Origin of the sequence: Streptomyces sp. SID12488, from assembly GCF_010548275.1 — a bacterium.
GTDB lineage: Bacteria > Actinomycetota > Actinomycetes > Streptomycetales > Streptomycetaceae > Streptomyces.
The window spans coordinates 176263-193864 of record NZ_JAAGLT010000009.1; the positions used below are offsets into that span (position 1 = coordinate 176263).

Annotated in this window: 16 protein-coding genes and 1 pseudogene; 8 read left to right on the forward strand and 9 right to left on the reverse strand. The window is 69.4% G+C overall.

What is annotated here, in order from left to right; translation table 11 throughout:
- Positions 1-6: 6 nt before the first annotated feature.
- Both G3I56_RS17040 and G3I56_RS17045 read right to left on the reverse strand, forming a co-directional pair.
- Complete coding sequence (locus tag G3I56_RS17040; RefSeq protein ID WP_164409825.1) at positions 7-609, reverse strand: isochorismatase family protein; 603 nt, start codon at positions 607-609, stop codon at positions 7-9.
- A gap of 101 nt (positions 610-710) precedes the next feature.
- Entirely contained in the window at positions 711-1253 is a 543-nt protein-coding gene (locus G3I56_RS17045; protein ID WP_164409826.1) for a hypothetical protein, read from the reverse strand.
- 254 nt (positions 1254-1507) lie between these two features.
- Here G3I56_RS17045 and G3I56_RS17050 point away from each other — a divergent pair, with 254 nt between their 5' ends.
- Positions 1508-1765: a hypothetical protein gene (locus G3I56_RS17050; RefSeq protein WP_164409827.1), complete on the forward strand. Its 258-nt coding sequence runs from the start codon at positions 1508-1510 to the stop codon at positions 1763-1765.
- A gap of 23 nt (positions 1766-1788) precedes the next feature.
- Here G3I56_RS17050 and G3I56_RS17055 read toward each other — a convergent pair whose 3' ends face one another.
- The 6 genes and pseudogenes from G3I56_RS17055 to rsmI form a co-directional block, all read right to left on the reverse strand.
- Entirely contained in the window at positions 1789-3171 is a 1383-nt protein-coding gene (locus tag G3I56_RS17055; protein WP_164409828.1) for a resuscitation-promoting factor, read from the reverse strand.
- Positions 3172-3278: 107 nt separating this feature from the next.
- Entirely contained in the window at positions 3279-4157 is an 879-nt protein-coding gene (locus G3I56_RS17060) for a TatD family hydrolase (RefSeq protein ID WP_164409829.1), read from the reverse strand.
- A 325-nt stretch (positions 4158-4482) separates the two neighbouring features.
- Positions 4483-4953: a hypothetical protein gene (locus G3I56_RS17065; RefSeq protein WP_164409830.1), complete on the reverse strand. Its 471-nt coding sequence runs from the start codon at positions 4951-4953 to the stop codon at positions 4483-4485.
- 234 nt (positions 4954-5187) lie between these two features.
- Positions 5188-5358 (reverse strand): annotated as a pseudogene (locus G3I56_RS43890) (IS5/IS1182 family transposase); the annotation flags it as partial.
- A gap of 652 nt (positions 5359-6010) precedes the next feature.
- On the reverse strand, positions 6011-6409 hold the full coding sequence (locus G3I56_RS17075) for a hypothetical protein (RefSeq protein WP_164409831.1): 399 nt from the start codon (positions 6407-6409) through the stop codon (positions 6011-6013).
- A 176-nt stretch (positions 6410-6585) separates the two neighbouring features.
- Entirely contained in the window at positions 6586-7479 is an 894-nt protein-coding gene (rsmI, locus tag G3I56_RS17080; RefSeq protein WP_164409832.1) for a 16S rRNA (cytidine(1402)-2'-O)-methyltransferase, read from the reverse strand.
- Positions 7480-7762: 283 nt separating this feature from the next.
- Between rsmI and G3I56_RS17085 the strand changes: the two genes are divergently transcribed.
- From G3I56_RS17085 to G3I56_RS17100, 4 genes are all read left to right on the forward strand, one after another.
- Positions 7763-9064, forward strand: coding sequence for an RNA-guided endonuclease TnpB family protein (locus G3I56_RS17085; protein ID WP_164409833.1), 1302 nt, complete (start codon positions 7763-7765; stop codon positions 9062-9064).
- A gap of 55 nt (positions 9065-9119) precedes the next feature.
- Complete coding sequence (locus G3I56_RS17090; protein ID WP_343239968.1) at positions 9120-10862, forward strand: phospholipid carrier-dependent glycosyltransferase; 1743 nt, start codon at positions 9120-9122, stop codon at positions 10860-10862.
- 98 nt (positions 10863-10960) lie between these two features.
- Positions 10961-12592 (forward strand): penicillin-binding transpeptidase domain-containing protein, encoded by a 1632-nt coding sequence (locus G3I56_RS17095; RefSeq protein ID WP_164409835.1) that lies wholly within the window; start codon positions 10961-10963, stop codon positions 12590-12592.
- Between the two features lie 96 nt (positions 12593-12688).
- Entirely contained in the window at positions 12689-14377 is a 1689-nt protein-coding gene (locus tag G3I56_RS17100; RefSeq protein WP_164409836.1) for a penicillin-binding transpeptidase domain-containing protein, read from the forward strand.
- A gap of 108 nt (positions 14378-14485) precedes the next feature.
- Here the strand turns inward: G3I56_RS17100 and G3I56_RS17105 are convergent, their stop codons facing one another.
- A complete protein-coding gene (locus G3I56_RS17105; RefSeq protein ID WP_164409837.1) occupies positions 14486-14833 on the reverse strand; it encodes an SsgA family sporulation/cell division regulator in 348 nt (115 codons plus the stop codon).
- 149 nt (positions 14834-14982) lie between these two features.
- On the opposite strand from G3I56_RS17105, the gene G3I56_RS17110 reads away from it, so the two are divergent.
- Genes G3I56_RS17110 through G3I56_RS17120 form a run of 3 tightly spaced genes read left to right on the forward strand, consistent with a single transcriptional unit; the run spans position 14983 to position 17586 of the window.
- The gene (locus G3I56_RS17110; RefSeq protein WP_164409838.1) at positions 14983-16047 is read left to right on the forward strand and encodes an energy-coupling factor ABC transporter permease; all 1065 of its coding nucleotides are present in this window, start codon (positions 14983-14985) and stop codon (positions 16045-16047) included.
- Between the two features lies 1 nt (position 16048).
- Positions 16049-16810 carry a cobalt ECF transporter T component CbiQ gene (gene cbiQ, locus G3I56_RS17115; protein WP_164409839.1) on the forward strand — a complete coding sequence of 254 codons (762 nt, stop codon included), beginning with the start codon at positions 16049-16051 and terminating at the stop codon, positions 16808-16810.
- Positions 16798-17586, forward strand: coding sequence for an ABC transporter ATP-binding protein (locus tag G3I56_RS17120; protein ID WP_164409840.1), 789 nt, complete (start codon positions 16798-16800; stop codon positions 17584-17586). The genes cbiQ and G3I56_RS17120 overlap by 13 nt, the downstream gene beginning before the upstream one ends.
- Positions 17587-17602: the final 16 nt, after the last annotated feature.

Below are 17602 nucleotides of genomic sequence, written 5' to 3' on the forward strand. Positions count from 1 at the left end.
CCGTCATCATGCCGGAAGTTCCGCCGCGGCTTCCACCTCGTCGACTGTCGCGATGGTGGCGAAGCGGCCGGCGAGGGCGTACTCGGTACGCCTGATGATCTCGTCGGCGGGCAGGGTACGGGGGTCGGCGAGCAGTTCCGCGACGCTCTGGTCGGCAGGGGCGTCGCGGTGCGGGATCGGGTTGGTGGCGGTCGCGTCGACGACGAAGGTGACCTGATAGCCGAGGTCGCTCGCCACACGGGCGGTGGTCTCCACGCACTGCTCGGTACGGATACCGCAGACGGCGAGTTCGCGAACCCCGTGCTCGGTGAGGAGTTGTTGCAGGTTGGTGGTGGTGAAGGCGTTGTGCGAGGTCTTGTGGATCAGCGGCTCGCCGTCCTCCGGCCGCTCCAGCTCCTCCAGCAGCCGCACCTGGCCGAGGGCCGGGTCGAAGGGGCCCCCGCTCCCGGGCTCGGAGTGCAGTACCCACACCACCAGGTCCCCGGCCCGGCGGGCCGACCGGACCAGCCGGTTCGCCTTGTCGGCGATCTTCGGATCGGAGATGGTCTCCCACAGCGGGTGGGCGCGGAAGGACTCCTGGACATCGATGACGATCAGTGCTCGGCTCATGCGCCTAGCCTGCGGCGCGCGGACGGGCCGGCGACAGGCCTCATCGGGTCCCGCAGCGGACCGATCCGGTCAGTCGACACCTGACGTGGTTACGGACGCGCTCACTCCGGGAGTTCGAGCATGGGTTCGCCGCAGGACTGGCATTCGGCGTAGACATCGAGGTCGTTGAGTATCTCGGCGTATTCGGGGTGCCCTTTGAGCGCCGCCATGGCGGCGAGCAGGTAGCGGGTCATCATCTGGTCGTGCTCCGCCGTGGCCAGCGTTTCCGCCAGGAGGGTCAGGGCCTCGGGCCGGGCGTTTCGGTAGGCGTCCGCGATGTCGTCGGGCAGATCGTCCGGGACCTCTCCGAGTTCGCCGGAGCAGATGGCGACGAGGCCGATGACGTAGAGGTAGTCATCGCGCTGGGCGGCAGGAAGGCCGCGCGCGATGGTAACCAGATGAGGCACCGAGGCGTACGCCGCCGGCCAGGCGGTGCCCTCGGAGCACAGGTAGGGCCACAGATCGTCGAACCGCCCACGGGACGTGGGGTGGGCCACCAGGTACCGCAACTCGTCAGGGACGAAAGGGGCGTCCGCCGTGCCCTGCCCGTCGGACCAACCTCGATGGTCGAGAGCGGGCCAGCGCGGGTCGTCCAGGGAGATCATGGGCGGAAGTGCAGGTGGGGGCGAGAGACACCCGAGTTCAGGGTGCGGACGTGGCCGACGCTGCGCGAGCAGGCTGGTGACGCGTCGGCGCAGAGGGTGCGGCAGCGGGGCCTGCCTGCGGACGAACCGCCGTCGCGTCGCCAACCTGGTTGATCAAAAGTCGAGTTGATGGACGCTGAGCACGGGACGAGGTGAGGCTCCTGGTTGGATGGGTTGGCGACAGGCACAGGCGCAGGCAGATGAAGGTGGATCTCATGGGAACGACACAGGGCCCTCCGGTGGGGCACAAGGACATCCAGGCCCCCTCGGGACGGACCAGGTGGTGGGTGGTCGCCCTCATCCTGGGCCTGCCGGCACTTCTCGTCATTGGCTTCGTCGCCATGGTCGCGATCTGGGTGCTGACCGACGACTCGTCCGAGGCCGAGCAGCGACCTCCCCACTCTCTTCAGGTGAGCGTGGAAGACCCATGGGCCGGAAGCACTCCTGCCTCGTCCCGGACATCGGCGATGTGACACCGGGGCTCGATTCGAGCCCCTCACCCATGCAACCGCCCCCCACAGTGCGGCCAGGGCCCCGCCCCCCGCTTCACATACAGCCTCTTCGCGCGGAGCGTCTGTTCCGTCGCCGTCGCGTCCTGGGGGCGCCCGGAGCCGCCCAGGCTCTGCCAGGTCTGGGTGTCGAACTGGTACAGGCCCCCGTAAGTCCCCGACGGGTCCACCGCGTTGGGGCGCCCCCCGGACTCGCAGGCCGCCAGCGACCCCCAGTCCAGATGGTCAGCCCCCTGCACCGAGGTCGGCATGGGCTTCGAGCCGACCCTCACCAGCTGGGCCCGGGGCTCGCGCACCACCTCGGTGCGCACCCGGCGCGGTTTCTGCTTGACGCCGTTGACCGAGCGCAGGGCGAAGGTGACCCGGCGCAGGCCCGGCCGGCCCGCCTGGTCGACGACCTCCGTGCCCTTGAACAGGGAGGCGTCCTGGGTGCGCCGCACGTCGTAGGGGATCGCCTCCTCGCGTACCTCCGTGGAGCCCGTCACCCGCAGCACCGTCACGGTCTGGCCGTCGCGCGGGAAGCTCGCGGGGGCCACCGACAGGGCGTCCTCGCCCCGGAGTGTGATCCCGGCCTCCTCCACCGCCTCGGCGACCGTCGCCGTGTTCGTACGGATCGTGCGGGCCTGTCCGTCCGCCATGATCGTCACCGTGCGCTCGGTGCGGACGTCGATGGCCAGTCCGTGGCGGTCGATCTTCTGGGAGCGCGCGAGCGACAGGTACGCGCCCTCCGCGCGCACCCCGATCTGCCTGAGTGCTTCCTCCACCGTGTGTGCCGTCGTCCACACCTCGCGGCGTTCACCGTCCAGAGTGATCCGTACGGGTCGCCCGTAGTGGACGCGGACCTCGTCGCCACTGGCCAGTGCGGTGCCCGGCGCGGGGGCGACGACGTCGTGCGCGCCGACCGCGACCCCCTCGTCGGCCAGCAGTTCGGTCACGTCGTCGGCGAAGGTGTGCAGGGTGCGCGGCTTGCCGTCGACGTTCAGTTCGATCGCCTTGTCCTTGGCGACGAAGGCCGTCGTACCGCCCGCGAGAAAGGCGACCACGAGCGCCTGCGGTAGCAACCGCCGGATGGCGTCGGGCCGTTCGGAGCCCTTGCGGCGCCTGGCCGCCCGCCCCTCCCCGGCCCGTCCACGGGCCGCCTGCCGCTGCTGCTGGGGCAGCGTGGGCGTCATAGGCGGCGCTGGGGGTACTGGGGGCGCCGGGGGCTCGTAGGCGGGCCTGTACGTGTCCTCGTACGGCAGCACCCCGTACGCCACCGTCTCGGCGTTGTGGGGGTCGTACGGGTCGTACGCGCCATAGGGCGATGGCGGCTGTGGTCCGCCGACGGGGACGGGGCTGTACGTCTCGTACGGCGAACGCGAACTGCTCACGACGACACGCTCCAGGTTACGGCGACGGACGAGCACCAGAACCTAGCGGAGTGTTCGTCACTCTCCAAAGCGACTCGACTACCTAGCGTCAACGCACGTCAGTGCTGTCAGTAACCGAAGGCGCGTGCGGTGTTCGCCGAGATGGCCGTCGCCAAGCTGTCCTCGTCGATGCCTCGCACCTCGGCCATCGCCCGCAGCGTGATCGGGATGAGGTAGAGGGCGTTGGGGCGGCCCCGGTACGGCGCCGGAGTGAGGAAGGGCGCGTCCGTCTCGACCAGGACCAGCTCCAGGGGGGCCACGGCGAGCGCGTCGCGCAGCGGCTGGGCGTTCTTGAAGGTCATGTTGCCGGCGAAGGACATGAAGTAGCCGTTCGCGGCGCAGACTTCGGCCATCTCGGCGTCGCCGGAGTAGCAGTGGAAGACGGTCCGCTCGGGGGCGCCTTCCTCCTTCAGCACCCGCAGGACGTCGGCGTGCGCGTCCCGGTCGTGGATGACGAGCGCCTTGCCGTGTCGTTTGGCGATCTCGATGTGTGCCCGGAAGGACCGCTCCTGGGCCGCCTTGCCCTCGGGCCCGGTGCGGAAGTAGTCCAGCCCCGTTTCCCCGACGCCCTTGACCTGCGGGAGTCCGGCGAGCCGGTCGATCTCTGCCAGCGCCTCGTCCAGGGCGGCGTCTCCGCCGGGGACCCTCGCTCCCTGTCGGGACCAGCCATCCGGATCTCCGTGGACGATGCGGGGGGCCTCGTTCGGGTGCAGGGCCACGGTCGCGTGCACGCTCTCGTACGTGGCCGCCGTCTCGGCCGCCCACCGGGAGCCCTTGATGTCGCAGCCGACCTGGACGACCGTCGTCACCCCGACCGACGCGGCCTTCGCGAGACCCTCCGCGACCGTGCCGGACTGCATGTCGAGGTGGGTGTGGGAATCGGCGACCGGCACCCGCAGGGGTTCGGGCAACGGCGGCGCGGAGGCGGCTTGGGACTTGGCAGACATGCCCCGATCCTACGAAAGGGGCATGCGAGAAGGGCACGCCCGCCCCTCAAAGTGAGCCAGGGCCCCGCCCATGAGGTCCATCCGCCATGACGCCCGTCTTCACGGAACCTGACGGAGGAGTTCGGGGCACCCCGCGGACTTCGGGTGAATCAGCCGTCCAGTGATGTCTCGCTGCCCGGCAGCCCGCCCGAACCCTCCGCCGACGCCCGAACCCTCCGTCCACGCCCGGGATGACGGGCGGGGGCCCGAGAACGCCGGGCCCCCGCTCAGTGCCGGCACAGCCAGACCCAGGGGGCAACGGGCCGCGCCGATCGGGTCTGGCTCGTCAGCCGTTCCAGACCTTGATGTAGGTGACAGCGTCGTTGAGCGTGTTCCCGACGTAGGAGACATTGCCAGTGAACGAGCCATTGCCCCGAGGGCCGGAGAGGTACGACTTGTTGCAGCCGCTGAGCACTTGGAAGGAGGACAGGTTGTTCGACCACCAGGTGCTGGGATTGAACGCATAACCGGTCGCGTCGCAGTTACCGTCGTAGCCGTAGATTCGGTCGTACACGCCGCCCCACGACGAATGCTCCGACCAGATCATCAGCTCCGTCGCCGCCGCGGCCGAAGGCGCCGCGCTCTTGGCTTGCGCCGCCGCCCCCGCACCCGTGAAGCATGTGTGCGAGCGCACCCCTGAGACCTTTTCCCCGGCCTTCACACCGTCGATGACAGTGACGCAGTGAGTATCGGAGGTTCCGTCCGCAGCGAGGGCGGGGGAGCCGACAGTGGTCAGGCCGACAACGGCGGCCAGCACGCCCAGGGCGCGAGCGGCTCTCGTCGAAGAGCTTCCGCGGCGGCGCATGAATGGTTTAGGCATCGGGCTTCTCCTCATGTTCATGTGGTTGATGAGGGACGCTGCTCTCAGCAAAGGTGCGGCTGAACGCGTTTGCACAGACACAACGCCGCACATCCGTGAGAACTGTGCTGTGATGCGCGGTTGATGCGACGGTATGCCACCCAGTGATTGCGCTGCCCCTGACAAATGTCAGGGTGCCTTCGCACGCTCCGTCGCGGTCGCGGGGTGCGTTGCCCCAGCCACCAGGACGGCCAATCCCTCGCGAGACAGCGGTAGGCGGTGGGCGGTGGGGGCCGACAGGCCGTTGTCGCGGGCGAGCCGGGAAAAGCGGGTGCAGTCGATAAACCAGCGCAGATCGAGAACAACATGTATGTGACGCCGACCGACAGGTAAGGCCCCTCGGTCAGAACAATCTGTCGCAAGATCGTTCCCACCAGGGGCCTTACACCTGCCCGGACTTGGAGACCTCACGGGCCGTAGCGCCGGCATCGCGATCACAGCGAGCGACGGACACCTACCCGCAGGGGCTCGCTCCGCCCCGAATTCCTGGCGTCCCGCGCCAGTAGTCGGTCGTCAGTTGTTGTGGGACTTCTGCCTCTGGTGCGTCAGTTCCTCGTCGGGACCCGCCGACACCGCGCAGCAGAGTTCAGGAAGTTCCTGATCCGCATCGACAAAAAGGTGCCCGCACATCTGCGGATCCACCTGGTCATGGAAAACTACGGCGCCCAATGGACTTCCGCGATCAGGACGTGGCTGGGCGAACACCCGCAGTTCCAGCTGCGCTCCACCCCGACCCGCTCCTCCTGGATCAACCAGGAGGAGCGGTGGTTCGGCTTCCTGGCCGACCGGATGATCCGCCATGGCGCAGAAAAGAACGTCCAGTCGCTCGGAGCCGGCACCGTGCCTGGGTCAAGAACTGGAGCGAAGATCCCAAGCCGTTCATCTGGACCAGGACCGCCGAACAGATCCTCGACTCCCCCGCCTGCTCCTGCCGACGGATCTCCGGCGCAGGACCCTAACTCGCCTTGCGGTGGAACGGGTGCAGGAGATCCGAGAGGTGCCAGTGGTGGTCTTCCTTCGGCTCCCCCGGCTCGGCGGCGGCAGCATCCGTCGCCGGTACCGCCTTGGGGGCCGAGCGCTGCCTGTGCATCGAGTTCTGCACCGACGACACCTGCCCCGCCCGCATGATGCGTACGACATGGCCGTCGCAGTTCTGGCAGGTGGGACGGGTCAGCGGGGACGGGACGACGCGGCCCTCCGCCACGTACATCACCATCTCGGCGCCCTCGGCGTCGATGTGGTGCTCGATCTCGTACGACTGTTCCCAGCCGTGCCCGCAGCGCATGCAGGCGAAGGAATACGACTCGTGAACGACGGCGGTGGCCGTGCTGCGGTGGCCGGTGATCTCGCTCATGCCAGCTCCTCTTGTCCGCTGGACAAAGGACGGGTGCGTCCTGTGAACCAGTGGACGCCTCCGCCGACGTGAAGGCATCAGACCTGTCGACTGTTGAAGGCGTCTTGGCCATTCCTTGTGGGAACGGCCCGGATCCGAGGTCCGGGCTTTGCCTTCCACCCTTCCCCTTTGCCCCCTTATGGCGTGACCGGCGTCGCACTTCCCGTGCTTCCAGCGCCCTCGGCCTTCTCCGCGTTCTTCGCGGCCACGACCGCGTCGAACACCTCCCGTTTCGGCAGGCCCACCTCGGCCGCAACCGCCGCGATGGCCTCCTTGCGCCGCTCCCCCGCCTCCTCGCGCACCCGCACCCGCCGCACCAGTTCCTCGGCGCCGAGTTCGCCGCCGTCCTTCTCGGGGGCGCCCTCGACGACGACGGTGATCTCACCCCGTACGCCCGCCGCGGCCCACTCCGCCAGCTCGGCCAGCGGACCGCGCTTGACCTCCTCGTACGTCTTCGTCAACTCCCGGCAGACGGCGGCCCGTCGGTCGGTGCCGAACACCTCGGACATGGCGGCGAGGGTGTCGTCGAGGCGGTGCGGGGCCTCGAAGTAGACGAGGGTGCGCCGTTCCTCGGCCACCTCCCGAAGCCGGGAGAGGCGTTCGCCCGCCTTTCTCGGCAGGAAGCCCTCGAAGCAGAAGCGGTCGACGGGCAGCCCGGACAGCGCGAGCGCGGTGAGCACGGCGGACGGGCCGGGTACGGCCGTCACCCTGATGTCCTTCTCCACGGCGGCGGCGACCAGCCGGTAGCCCGGGTCTGACACCGACGGCATGCCCGCGTCCGTCACCAGCAGCACCCGCGAGCCGCCGAGCAGCGCCTCGACCAGCTCGGGGGTGCGCGCGGCCTCGTTGCCCTCGAAGTACGACACCACCCGGCCCTTGGGCTGCACGCCGAGCCCCTGCGTGAGCCGGCGCAGCCGCCGGGTGTCCTCGGCCGCGATGACGTCGGCGCCCGCCAGTTCCGCCGCGAGCCGGGGAGGCGCGTCCGTGATGTCGCCGATGGGGGTGCCTGCCAAAACCAAGGTTCCTGTCACGTTTCCATCCTCGCAGGGCCTCCAAGGGGCCCTCCACTTGGCTTTCGGGCAGAGTGCCCGGTCCTTCAGCCGGGGTGAATGCCCGCTTCCGCGGAGAGGGGCAGGAGAAGCCGGATCGCTGCCAGAACGATCCGGCGTCGCTGTCCGGGATGCCCGGGACGGGTGGTGGCGGGAAGTCGAGGGACCTGGTACCGGTGGCCAGGTCGGCGGGATGGTCACTCGCACGGGTGACAGTCGTCGATGAGGTGCACGGCTGGGGAACGTGTGGTCTACGTTTCGCGGCATGGCACGTTTCCGGATGTACCCGACGAGTGAGCAGGAGCAGCAGATGCTGCTGCACTGCGCGCACGCCCGGTACGTCTACAACCTTGCCGTCGAGCAGCATGCACACTGGAAGCCGGGCCGCGGGTCCGCGCCCTCGTTCGCCGAGCAGTGCCGTCAGCTCACCGAGGCCCGGCGGGCGAGCGAGTGGTTGGCGGCGGGGAACGCGGACGTCCAGCAGCAGGCGCTCAAGGACTTCGCTACGGCCAAGAGCGCACGTTTCACGTCCGGGTTCGGTGAGCCGACCTGGCGCAAGAAGTTCGTGCATGAGGGTTTCCGTGTCATCGGCACCGACCGCGTGCCCGAGCACCACGACGACGGCACGCCGAAGCTGAACGCGAGGACCGGCCGACAGGTCATGGGCCGCTCAGTGGTCGTGCGGAAGCTGAACCGGCGCTGGGCGCAGGTCAAGGTGCCCGGCTGCGGCTGGGTCCGCTTTCGCCTCAGCACCAGCGGCAAGGGCGCGCAACTGCCGGACGCGAAGACGTTCAGGGTGACCTTCCGCAACGGGCAGTGGCATGCGGCATTCGCCGTCGTCCCCGACCCGGTGCCCGCGCCCGGCACGGACACGGTCATCGGCATCGACCGCGGCATCACCGTAACCGCCGCCCTCTCCGATGGGCGGAAACTGAACTGCCCGCAGCTCACCGCCCGGGAACGGGCCCAGATCCGCAAGCACCAGCGGCGCGCCGCCCGCGCACCCAAGGGCAGTGAACGGAAGACAGCCGAGTATGCGAAGGCCGCGAAGCTCAAGGCACGGGAGACGAACCGCCGCAAGGACTTGTGCGAGAAGACCAGCACCCTGCTCGCCCGCACCGGTGACCTGATCCGCTTCGAAAAGCCGGACATCAGGAACATGACCCGCTCCGCGAAGGGCACGGTGGAACAGCCCGGCAGGAACGTGGCGCAGAAGGCCGGGCTGAACCGGGGCATCCTCGCCCAGGGCTGGGGCCTGTTGCGGCAGCGCACCGGACACAAGGCCCCCGGCCGGGTTGAGGACGTGCCCGCCCCGTACACAAGTCTGCGGTGCAGCGCCTGCGGGTGGATCGACAAGAACTCGCGCAAGAGCCAAGCCGAGTTCGTCTGCTCCTCCTGCGGCTTCACCTGCAACGCGGACACCAACGCAGCAGCCAACGTCGCGGCAGGACAGGGCGGGATCCCCCGCCCCCGGCGAACAGCCGGTGCCGGAGGGACGACACCGCCCACGCGGTCGAAGAACGTCCGTGAACCTCAACCCAAACCGGTTGAAATCCTCCTCTTTTAAAAGGAGGGGGAGGATGTCAAGGGACTCACACAGAGCTGTTCCCTACGATGGCGCGGTGACCAGTACCGCGCCCTCCACGGACATCCGGCCAAGCGACCCCTCGCCAGAGCAACGGCCGGCGTGGCAGCAGCGGCTGCGCCGATACGGATACACGGCAAAGCCGAGAAGCGATGTCCGGGACCGGCTGGTGCCGCCGTACACCGAGCCGAACCCCCGTCTGTGGGCGACCCTGGGGGTGCCGCCGGCCCTCTCCGACCGGATCACGCGCTGGTCGGGCTGGGGCGGACCGCTGCTGGTGACACTGCTGGCGGGCTTGCTGCGCTTCTGGGACCTGGGCAGTCCGAAGCGGGTGATGTTCGACGAGACGTACTACGCGAAGGACGCGTGGGGCATCATCCACAAGGGCTTCGAGGTCAACTGGGACAAGGACGTCAACGACCTGATCCTGAAGACCGACGGGCACGTGGCGATCCCCTCGGATCCGGCGTATGTCGTGCATCCGCCCGTCGGCAAGTACGTCATCGGGCTCGGCGAATGGATGTTCGGGTTCAATCCGTTCGGCTGGCGCTTCATGACGGCGCTGCTGGGCACGCTGTCGATCCTGATCCTGTGCCGCGTCGGCCGGCGCCTCTTCCGCTCCACGTTCCTGGGCTGCCTGGCGGGCGCGCTGATGGCGGTGGACGGCCTGGCCTTCGTGATGAGCCGCACCTCGCTCCTCGACGGCGTTCTTCAGTTCTTCGTCCTCGCCGCCTTCGGCTGCCTGGTCGTCGACCGCGACAGGGCCCGCGAACGGCTGGCGGCGGCGCTACCGCCGGACGCCGACGGCGCCGTACGGCCGGACGCCCACATCGCCGAGACGACCCGCTTCGGCGTGCGCCCCTGGCGCTGGCTCGCGGGCCTGATGCTGGGCCTGGCCATCGGCACGAAGTGGAACGGCCTGTACATCCTGGCCGCGTTCTGCGTGATGGCGGTGCTGTGGGACGTCGGCTCCCGCAAGGTCGCCGGCGCCCGTCACCCGTACGAGGCGGTCCTCAAGCGTGACCTGGGCTGGGCGTTCCTGGCCACGGTCCCGGTCGCCGTCGTCACGTACATCCTTTCCTGGACGGCCTGGATCCTCTCGCCGTCGAACGGCAAGGGCGGCTACTACCGCGACTGGGCCGCGACCGAGGGCAAGGGCAGCAGCTGGTCCTGGCTGTTCCCCGACTGGTGGCGCAGCCTCTGGCACTACGAGCACATGGTGTACGAGTTCCACGTGGGCCTGCACACCCCGCACAACTACCAGTCGAACCCGTGGAGTTGGCTGGTCCTGGGCCGCCCGGTCTCGTTCTTCTACGAGTCCCCCGAACCCGGCAAGGGCGGCTGCCCCACCAACTCGGGCGAGCAGTGCGCCCGCGAGGTCCTGGCCCTCGGCACGCCCCTCCTGTGGTGGGCGGCCTGCTTCGCGGTGCTGTACGTCCTGTACCGGTGGCTGTTCCGGCGCGACTGGCGGGCGGGCGCCATCGCCTGCGGGATCGCGGCGGGCTACGCCCCCTGGTTCATGTACCAGGAGCGCACGATCTTCTACTTCTACGCGATCGTCTTCCTGCCCTTCCTCTGCCTTGCCCTGGCGATGATGATCGGCGCGATCGTCGGCCCACCGGGGTCGAGCGAACGCCGCCGGGTCGCGGGGGCGGCGGGCGCGGGCGTGCTGGTGCTGCTGATCGCCTGGAACTTCGTCTACTTCTGGCCGCTGTACACGGGGACGGCGATTCCCATCGACTCCTGGCGTTCACGTATGTGGCTGGATACCTGGGTCTAGTCACTCTTCGGACAAGAGTTGGGACAAGACAAGAAACATCCTCCACAGCGGTCCCTCAGGCCACTTACAGTGCATGGGCCAACGGGGAGGGAACACCCATGCGTAAGGGAGCGAAGGCCGCCATCGTCGGGACCGTGTTCACGGTGATGGTCGGCGGGGCCGGGTACGGCGCGTTCAACATCGTGTCCGCGCTCAGCGAGGACAGCGGCACGGAGAGCGTGAAGACCGGGCCGCCGTCGAAGGACGAGATCGCGGAGGCCAGCGAGAAGTTCTTCGCGGCCTGGGAGAAGGGGCAGGCGCAGGCCGCCGCCGACCTCACCGACAACGCCGCACCGGCCGCCACACTGATCAGCGACTACAAGGCGACCGCGCACATCACCGGGGTGAAGATCACCCCCGGGACGGCCACCGGCGCCACCGTGCCCTTCTCGGTGAAGGCCACGGTGTCCTTCCAGGGCAAGAGCAAGCCGCTCGCCTACACGAGCAGCCTGACGATCGTCCGGGGTACGACGACCGGGCGGGCGCTGGTCGGCTGGAAGCCGTCGGTCCTGCATCCCGGTCTCAAGGCCGTCGGGGACACCCTGGTCACCGGGGAAGCGGGCAGCGCGCCGATCGAGGCGGTGGACCGGGACGGCGAGGTCCTGACGAAGGAGAAGTACCCGTCCCTCGGGCCGATCCTGGACACCCTGCGGGCGCGCTACGGCGACAAGGCGGGCGGTACACCGGGCATCGAGCTGATGGTGCGGCACGCCGACACCAACATCGCCGACACCTCGCTGCTGACGCTCGCCGAGGGCACGCCGGGCAAGCTGAAGACAACGCTTAGCGCGAGCGCGCAGGCCGCCGCCGAGAAGGCGGTGCTGAAGTTCTCCGAGTCGTCCGTGGTCGCCGTGAAGCCGAGCACCGGTGAGGTGCTGGCGGTCGCCAACCACCGCGGGGACCAGTTCAACGCGGCCTTCGAGGGCACGCTGGCGCCGGGCTCCACGTGGAAGATCGTCACGGCGGCGATGCTGATCGACAACGGCGTGACGACGATGAACGGCCCGGCGCCCTGCACGCAGACCGCGATCTGGAAGAGCCAGACCTTCAGCAACCTCAAGGGCATGACACCGAACGAGAACGCCACCCTCGCCAACGACTTCCTGCGCTCCTGCAACACCGGTTTCATCAAGCTGATCGACGGCACCGAGGCGAACCCGCTCACGGACGAGTCGCTGACGACCGAGGCCCAGGAGCGGTTCGGGCTCGGGCAGGACAACTGGAAGACCGGGATCACCTCGTTCGACGGCAGCGTCCCCGCCTCCCCCGGCCCGGACCGCGCGGCCAACGCGATCGGCCAGGGCCAGGTCCAGATGAGCCCGCTGAACATGGCGTCGGTGACGGCGACGGCGATCACGGGTGAGTTCCGGCAGCCGTACCTCGTGTCGCCGAAGCTGGACAACCGTGAGCTGGCGAAGGCGAAGGGCCTCCCGTCGAGCACGTCCGCGCAGCTCAAGGAGATGATGCGGATGACGGCGACACAGGGCACCGCGACGCAGGCCATGGCCGGGCTGAGCGGCGACATCGGGGCGAAGACGGGGTCCGCCGAGGTGGACGGCCAGACCAAGTCCAACAGCTGGTTCACCGGATTCCGGGGCGACATCGCGGCGGCGGCCATGACCCAGGAGGGCGGCCACGGCGGCGACGCGGCCGGGCCGATTGTCGCAGCCGTGCTACGGACAGGTGGCTGAACTCACCCGCACAGTACGGGACTCTAGGGTGGTCGTTGTCGTTGAGGTGCACGAGGGCAACGGGGACCCTGAGGATTTCGCGGAGGTTCGAGAGCTGTGGGCAAGAGAAGGCGCGTCGCCGAGCGACAGAGTGCACCCAAGGCCAGGCCCGCCGTGATCGGCGGGATGATCGCCGTGGTCGTCGTCGGCGCCGGTTTCGGCGTGTACGGGCTGTACGGCGGCGGAGCGGCGGCCGAGGACGGCTCCTCGACGGCGACTTCGGCCGACCGGAAGCCGTCGGTGCCGTCGGGTCCCGTGTCGGCGACCCAGGTCAAGGCGGTCGCCACGCAGTTCCTGACGGCCTGGCAGACGGGCAAGGCAGCTCAGGCGGCAGCCGCGACGACGGACACGACCACGGCGGCCACCACCCTTCTCACCGGCTACACCAAGGACGCCCACATCACCGGCGTGACGATCACACCGGGTACGGCGACGGGCGCCAAGGTCCCCTTCACGGTCAAGGGCACGGTGACGTACGGCGGCACGAGCAAGCCGCTGACGTACGAGAGCGCCCTGACCGTGGTCCGTCGTACGTCCGACGGGAAGCCGCTGGTCGACTGGCACGCGTCGGTCGTCCACCCCGACCTGGCCGAGGGCGACAAGCTCCTCACCGGGGAGTCCGGCACCCCGCCGATCAAGGCCGTCGACCGGGACGGCGGTGAGCTGACGCTCACCAAGTACCCGTCGCTGGGCACGGTTCTGGACAGCCTCAGGGAGAAGTACGGCAAGAAGGCCGGCGGCAAGGCGGGCATCGAGCTCCGGGTCGTGCGCGGCAAGGCGTCCAAGGCGGCGAAGTCGGCCGACAAGACCCTGCTGGAGCTGAGCAAGGGCACGCCGGGCACCGTGAAGACGACGCTGAGCCCGAGTCTGCAGGCGGCGGCGGAGGCACAGGTCGCGAAGAAGCCGAAGGCGTCGGTGGTGCTCATGCGCCCGTCGACGGGCGAGATCCTGGCGGTGGCGAACCAGTCGCACGGCTTCAACACCGCGTTCCAGGGCTCGTTGGCGCCGGGTTCGACGCTGAAGGTCATCACGTCGTCGCTGCTCATCGAGAAGGGGCTGGCGTCGCCCGACAAGGCGCACCCGTGCCCGAAGTACTCGACGTACGGCGGCTGGAAGTTCCAGAACGACGACGAGTTCGAGATCAAGGGCGGCACGTTCAAGGCGAGCTTCGCGCGGTCCTGCAACACCGCTTTCATCAGCCAGGCGAAGGAACTCGACAACGACAGCCTGACCAAGCAGGCGCAGCAGGTGTTCGGCCTCGGCATGAACAACTGGGCGGTCGGCGTCTCGACCTTCGACGGCTCGGTGCCGGTGCAGTCGCAGGCGCAGATGGCGGCGTCGCTGATCGGGCAGGGCGGGGTGCGGATGAACCCGCTGAACATGGCGTCGGTGGCGGCGACGGTGGAGTCCGGGGTGTTCCGGCAGCCGTATCTGGTCTCGGCGGACGTGGACGGCCGCACGCTGGCCACCGCGTCCCGGACGATGTCGTCGAAGACGCTCTCCCAGCTTCGGGAACTGCTGCAGTACACGGCGGCGTACGGCACGGCGGCGGAGGCGATGGCCGGGCTGGGCCCGGACTACGGGGCGAAGACGGGCTCGGCCGAGGTCGACGGCCAGGACAAGCCGAACGGCTGGTTCACGGCATACCGCGGAGACCTGGCAGGCGCGGGCGTGGTGGTGTCCGGCGGCCACGGAGGAAGCACGGCTGGACCGATTGTCGCGGCACTGCTGAAGGCGGGTTCCTGATCAACCCGGCCGGGCACCATCCAGCCCGTCCGGCGTTTGAGGACGAGGCCCCTTCAGGGCCGAAAGGTGGGTCTGGGGGCGCAGCCCCCAGGGACGGGGCGCCCTACGTCAGCTGGGCACCCGCGCCCCCGCCGAATACGTACGCCGCAAAAACCTCGTCAGCGTCTTCGTCTCGAACTGCACCACCGACACACCCCCCGCCGAGTGGAACTCGACCACCGCCTGCACCCGCCCGCACGGCCACACCCGCACCTCCCCCGACCCCACCGGCGCCCGCAGCCCGTCCTCCAGGAGGGACCGCGAGAACGTCCACTCGTGCGGGCCGGGCAGGCCGATGCGGACCGCGCGCGGATCCCGGTCCGGGTCGTAGCGCAGGACCACGGGGACCGCGCCACGGTCGTCGTCCTGCGTGTCCGTGACGATATGGGCTCGCGCGTACTGCTCGACTACGGACATCCGACGGCCCCTTACGCTGCGTAACCTGTGCAGAAGCTATGAATCCGCTTCCGCTTCCTCTCCAATGTCGCATATTTTCCCAAATATGCAGCAAACCGCTTTCCCATCGCTCTTGCAAGACGTTCGCAACAAGCCACTATCATCGAACGGTGCATGTGCCTGATGGATTCATCAACGCCCCCGTCTCCGTAGCGGCCGGAGTCGTCGCGGCCGGCGCCGTCGCCGTGAGCCTGCGCGGTGCCCGGCGCGAACTGGACGAACGGATCGCACCACTCGCCGGTCTGGTGGCCGCGTTCATCTTCGCCGTGCAGATGCTGAACTTCCCGGTCGCGGCCGGGACCAGCGGACATCTGCTCGGCGGCGCACTGGCCGCGATACTCGTGGGCCCCTACACAGGGGTCCTGTGCGTGTCCGTCGTCCTGCTCATGCAGGGCATCCTCTTCGCGGACGGCGGACTCACCGCGCTCGGCGTGAACATCACGGTCATGGCCGTCGTGACGACGGTCGTCGCCTACGCCGTCTTCCGCGGGCTGGTGAAGGTGCTGCCCAAGAAGCGCCGTTCCGTCACCGTCTCCGCCTTCGTCGCCGCCGCGCTCTCCGTACCGGCCGCCGCCCTCGCCTTCACGCTCGTCTACGCCGTCGGCGGCACGACGGACGTCCCGATCGGCCGGGTCCTCACCGCCATGGTCGGCGTCCACGTCCTGATCGGGCTCGGCGAGGCCGCGATCACCGCGTTCACGGTCGGCGCCGTCATCGCCGTACGACCGGACCTCGTGTACGGCGCCCGCGGCCTGCGCCAGAAGCTTCGACTGCGGGTCGGCGACGAGCTGGTGGACGCGACCCCCGACCCCGAACCGGAACCCGCCCCCTCCCACCGCACGCGCAACGTCTGGCTCGCCGGCCTCGCAGCCTCCCTCGTCCTCGCCGGTGGCGTCAGCTTCTACGCCTCCGCCAGCCCCGACGGCCTGGAGAAGGTCGCCGCGGACAAGGGCATCGACGCCAAGGTCGAGGACCACGCCGCCGCCGACTCCCCGCTCGCCGACTACTCCGTCGAGGGAATCACCGACGGCCGGCTCTCCGGCGGTCTCGCCGGCGTGATCGGCGTCGGCGTCACGATCGTCGCCGGGACCGGCGTCTTCTGGGCGGTGCGCAGGCGCCGTACCGACGAGGACGTCGCAGCGGCCCCGGCCGCTACCCCGAGCGCGAGCGTCTGACATGGGCGCCGGTCACGCCCACCGGCTCTACCGGCACGCGCACTCCCCCGTGCACGCGCTGCCGCCGCACACCAAGCTCGCCGCCGCTTTCGCCTTCGTGATCGTGGTCGTCTCCACGCCCCGGGAGGCGATGTGGGCCTTCGCCGTGTACGCCGTACTGCTGGCGGCCGTGGCCCGCGCCGCCCAGGTGCCCGCCGTGTTCCTGCTCAAGCGCCTGCTGATCGAGATCCCCTTCGTCGCGTTCGCCGTGCTCATGCCGTTCGTGGCACAGGGTGAGCGGGTGGACGTGCTGGGCATGTCGCTCAGCGTCAACGGCCTCTGGGGCGCCTGGAACGTGCTCGCCAAGGGCACCCTGGGCGTCGCCACCTCCGTACTCCTCGCCTCCACCATCGAACTGCGCGAACTCCTTCTCGGACTGCAACGCCTCAGGCTCCCGCCGCTGCTCGTGCAGATCGCCTCGTTCATGATCCGGTACGGCGACGTCATCGCCGACGAGATGCGGCGGATGCGGATCGCCCGGGAGTCACGCGGGTTCGAGGCGAGCGGGGTCCGGCACTGGGGGGTGCTGGCGAAGTCCGCCGGCGCGCTGTTCATCAGGTCGTACGAACGGGGCGAGCGCGTACATCTGGCCATGGTGAGCCGGGGGTACACCGGTTCCATGCCCGTCATCGACGAGGTGACCGCGTCCCGGGCACAGTGGTCGTACGCCTTCGCCCTGCCCGTCGCCGCCCTCGCCGTCTGTCTGCTGGGATGGATCCTGTGACAACCTCACCCTCACTCCCGCCATCCCCCTCACTTGAAGTGGCCGGGCTGGCCTACGCCTACCCCGACGGCCACCAGGCGCTCTTCGGCGTCGACTTCTCCGTCGGGCGCGGTGAGCGGGTCGCGCTGCTCGGGCCCAACGGGGCCGGCAAGACGACGCTCGTGCTGCATCTCAACGGCATCCTCACCGGCGGGGCGGGGACGGTCAGCGTGGCCGGGATGCCTGTCGGCAAGCGGCACATGGCCGAAATCCGACGCAAGGTCGGGATCGTCTTCCAGGACCCCGACGACCAGCTCTTCATGCCGACCGTCCGCGAGGACGTCGCGTTCGGGCCCGCCGCCGCGGGGATGAAGGGCGAGGAGCTGGAGCAGCGTGTCCGTACCGCCCTCGACCTGGTCGGCATGGCGGACTTCGCCGGCCGGCCGCCGCACCATCTCTCCTTCGGGCAGCGGCGCCGGGTGGCGGTGGCGACAGTGCTCGCCATGGAGCCCGAGATCCTCGTCCTCGACGAGCCGTCCTCCAACCTCGACCCCGCCTCGCGCCGCGAACTGGCCGACATCCTGCGGTCGTTGGACGTCACCGTCCTCATGGTCACGCACGACCTGCCGTACGCCCTGGAGCTGTGCCCGCGTGCGCTGATCCTCAGCGAGGGCGTGATCGCCGCCGACGGACGCACCGGCGACCTCCTGGCCGACGACGAGCTGATGCGCGCCCACCGCCTGGAACTGCCCTATGGGTTCGACCCGCGCTCGGTCACCACCACCCGCACCACATGACGATGGGCATGTGGAC

Coding starts and splice junctions, on each gene's coding strand:
- G3I56_RS17060 (WP_164409829.1), bottom strand. CDS start 4,157: ATGTCTGCCAAGTCCCAAGCCGCCTCCGCGCCGCCGTTGCCCGAACCC.
- G3I56_RS17095 (WP_164409835.1), top strand. CDS start 10,961: ATGCGTAAGGGAGCGAAGGCCGCCATCGTCGGGACCGTGTTCACGGTG.
- G3I56_RS17050 (WP_164409827.1), top strand. CDS start 1,508: ATGGGAACGACACAGGGCCCTCCGGTGGGGCACAAGGACATCCAGGCC.
- G3I56_RS17075 (WP_164409831.1), bottom strand. CDS start 6,409: ATGAGCGAGATCACCGGCCACCGCAGCACGGCCACCGCCGTCGTTCAC.
- G3I56_RS17120 (WP_164409840.1), top strand. CDS start 16,798: ATGGATCCTGTGACAACCTCACCCTCACTCCCGCCATCCCCCTCACTT.
- G3I56_RS17045 (WP_164409826.1), bottom strand. CDS start 1,253: ATGATCTCCCTGGACGACCCGCGCTGGCCCGCTCTCGACCATCGAGGT.
- G3I56_RS17040 (WP_164409825.1), bottom strand. CDS start 609: ATGAGCCGAGCACTGATCGTCATCGATGTCCAGGAGTCCTTCCGCGCC.
- G3I56_RS17085 (WP_164409833.1), top strand. CDS start 7,763: ATGGCACGTTTCCGGATGTACCCGACGAGTGAGCAGGAGCAGCAGATG.
- G3I56_RS17105 (WP_164409837.1), bottom strand. CDS start 14,833: ATGTCCGTAGTCGAGCAGTACGCGCGAGCCCATATCGTCACGGACACG.
- cbiQ (WP_164409839.1), top strand. CDS start 16,049: ATGGGCGCCGGTCACGCCCACCGGCTCTACCGGCACGCGCACTCCCCC.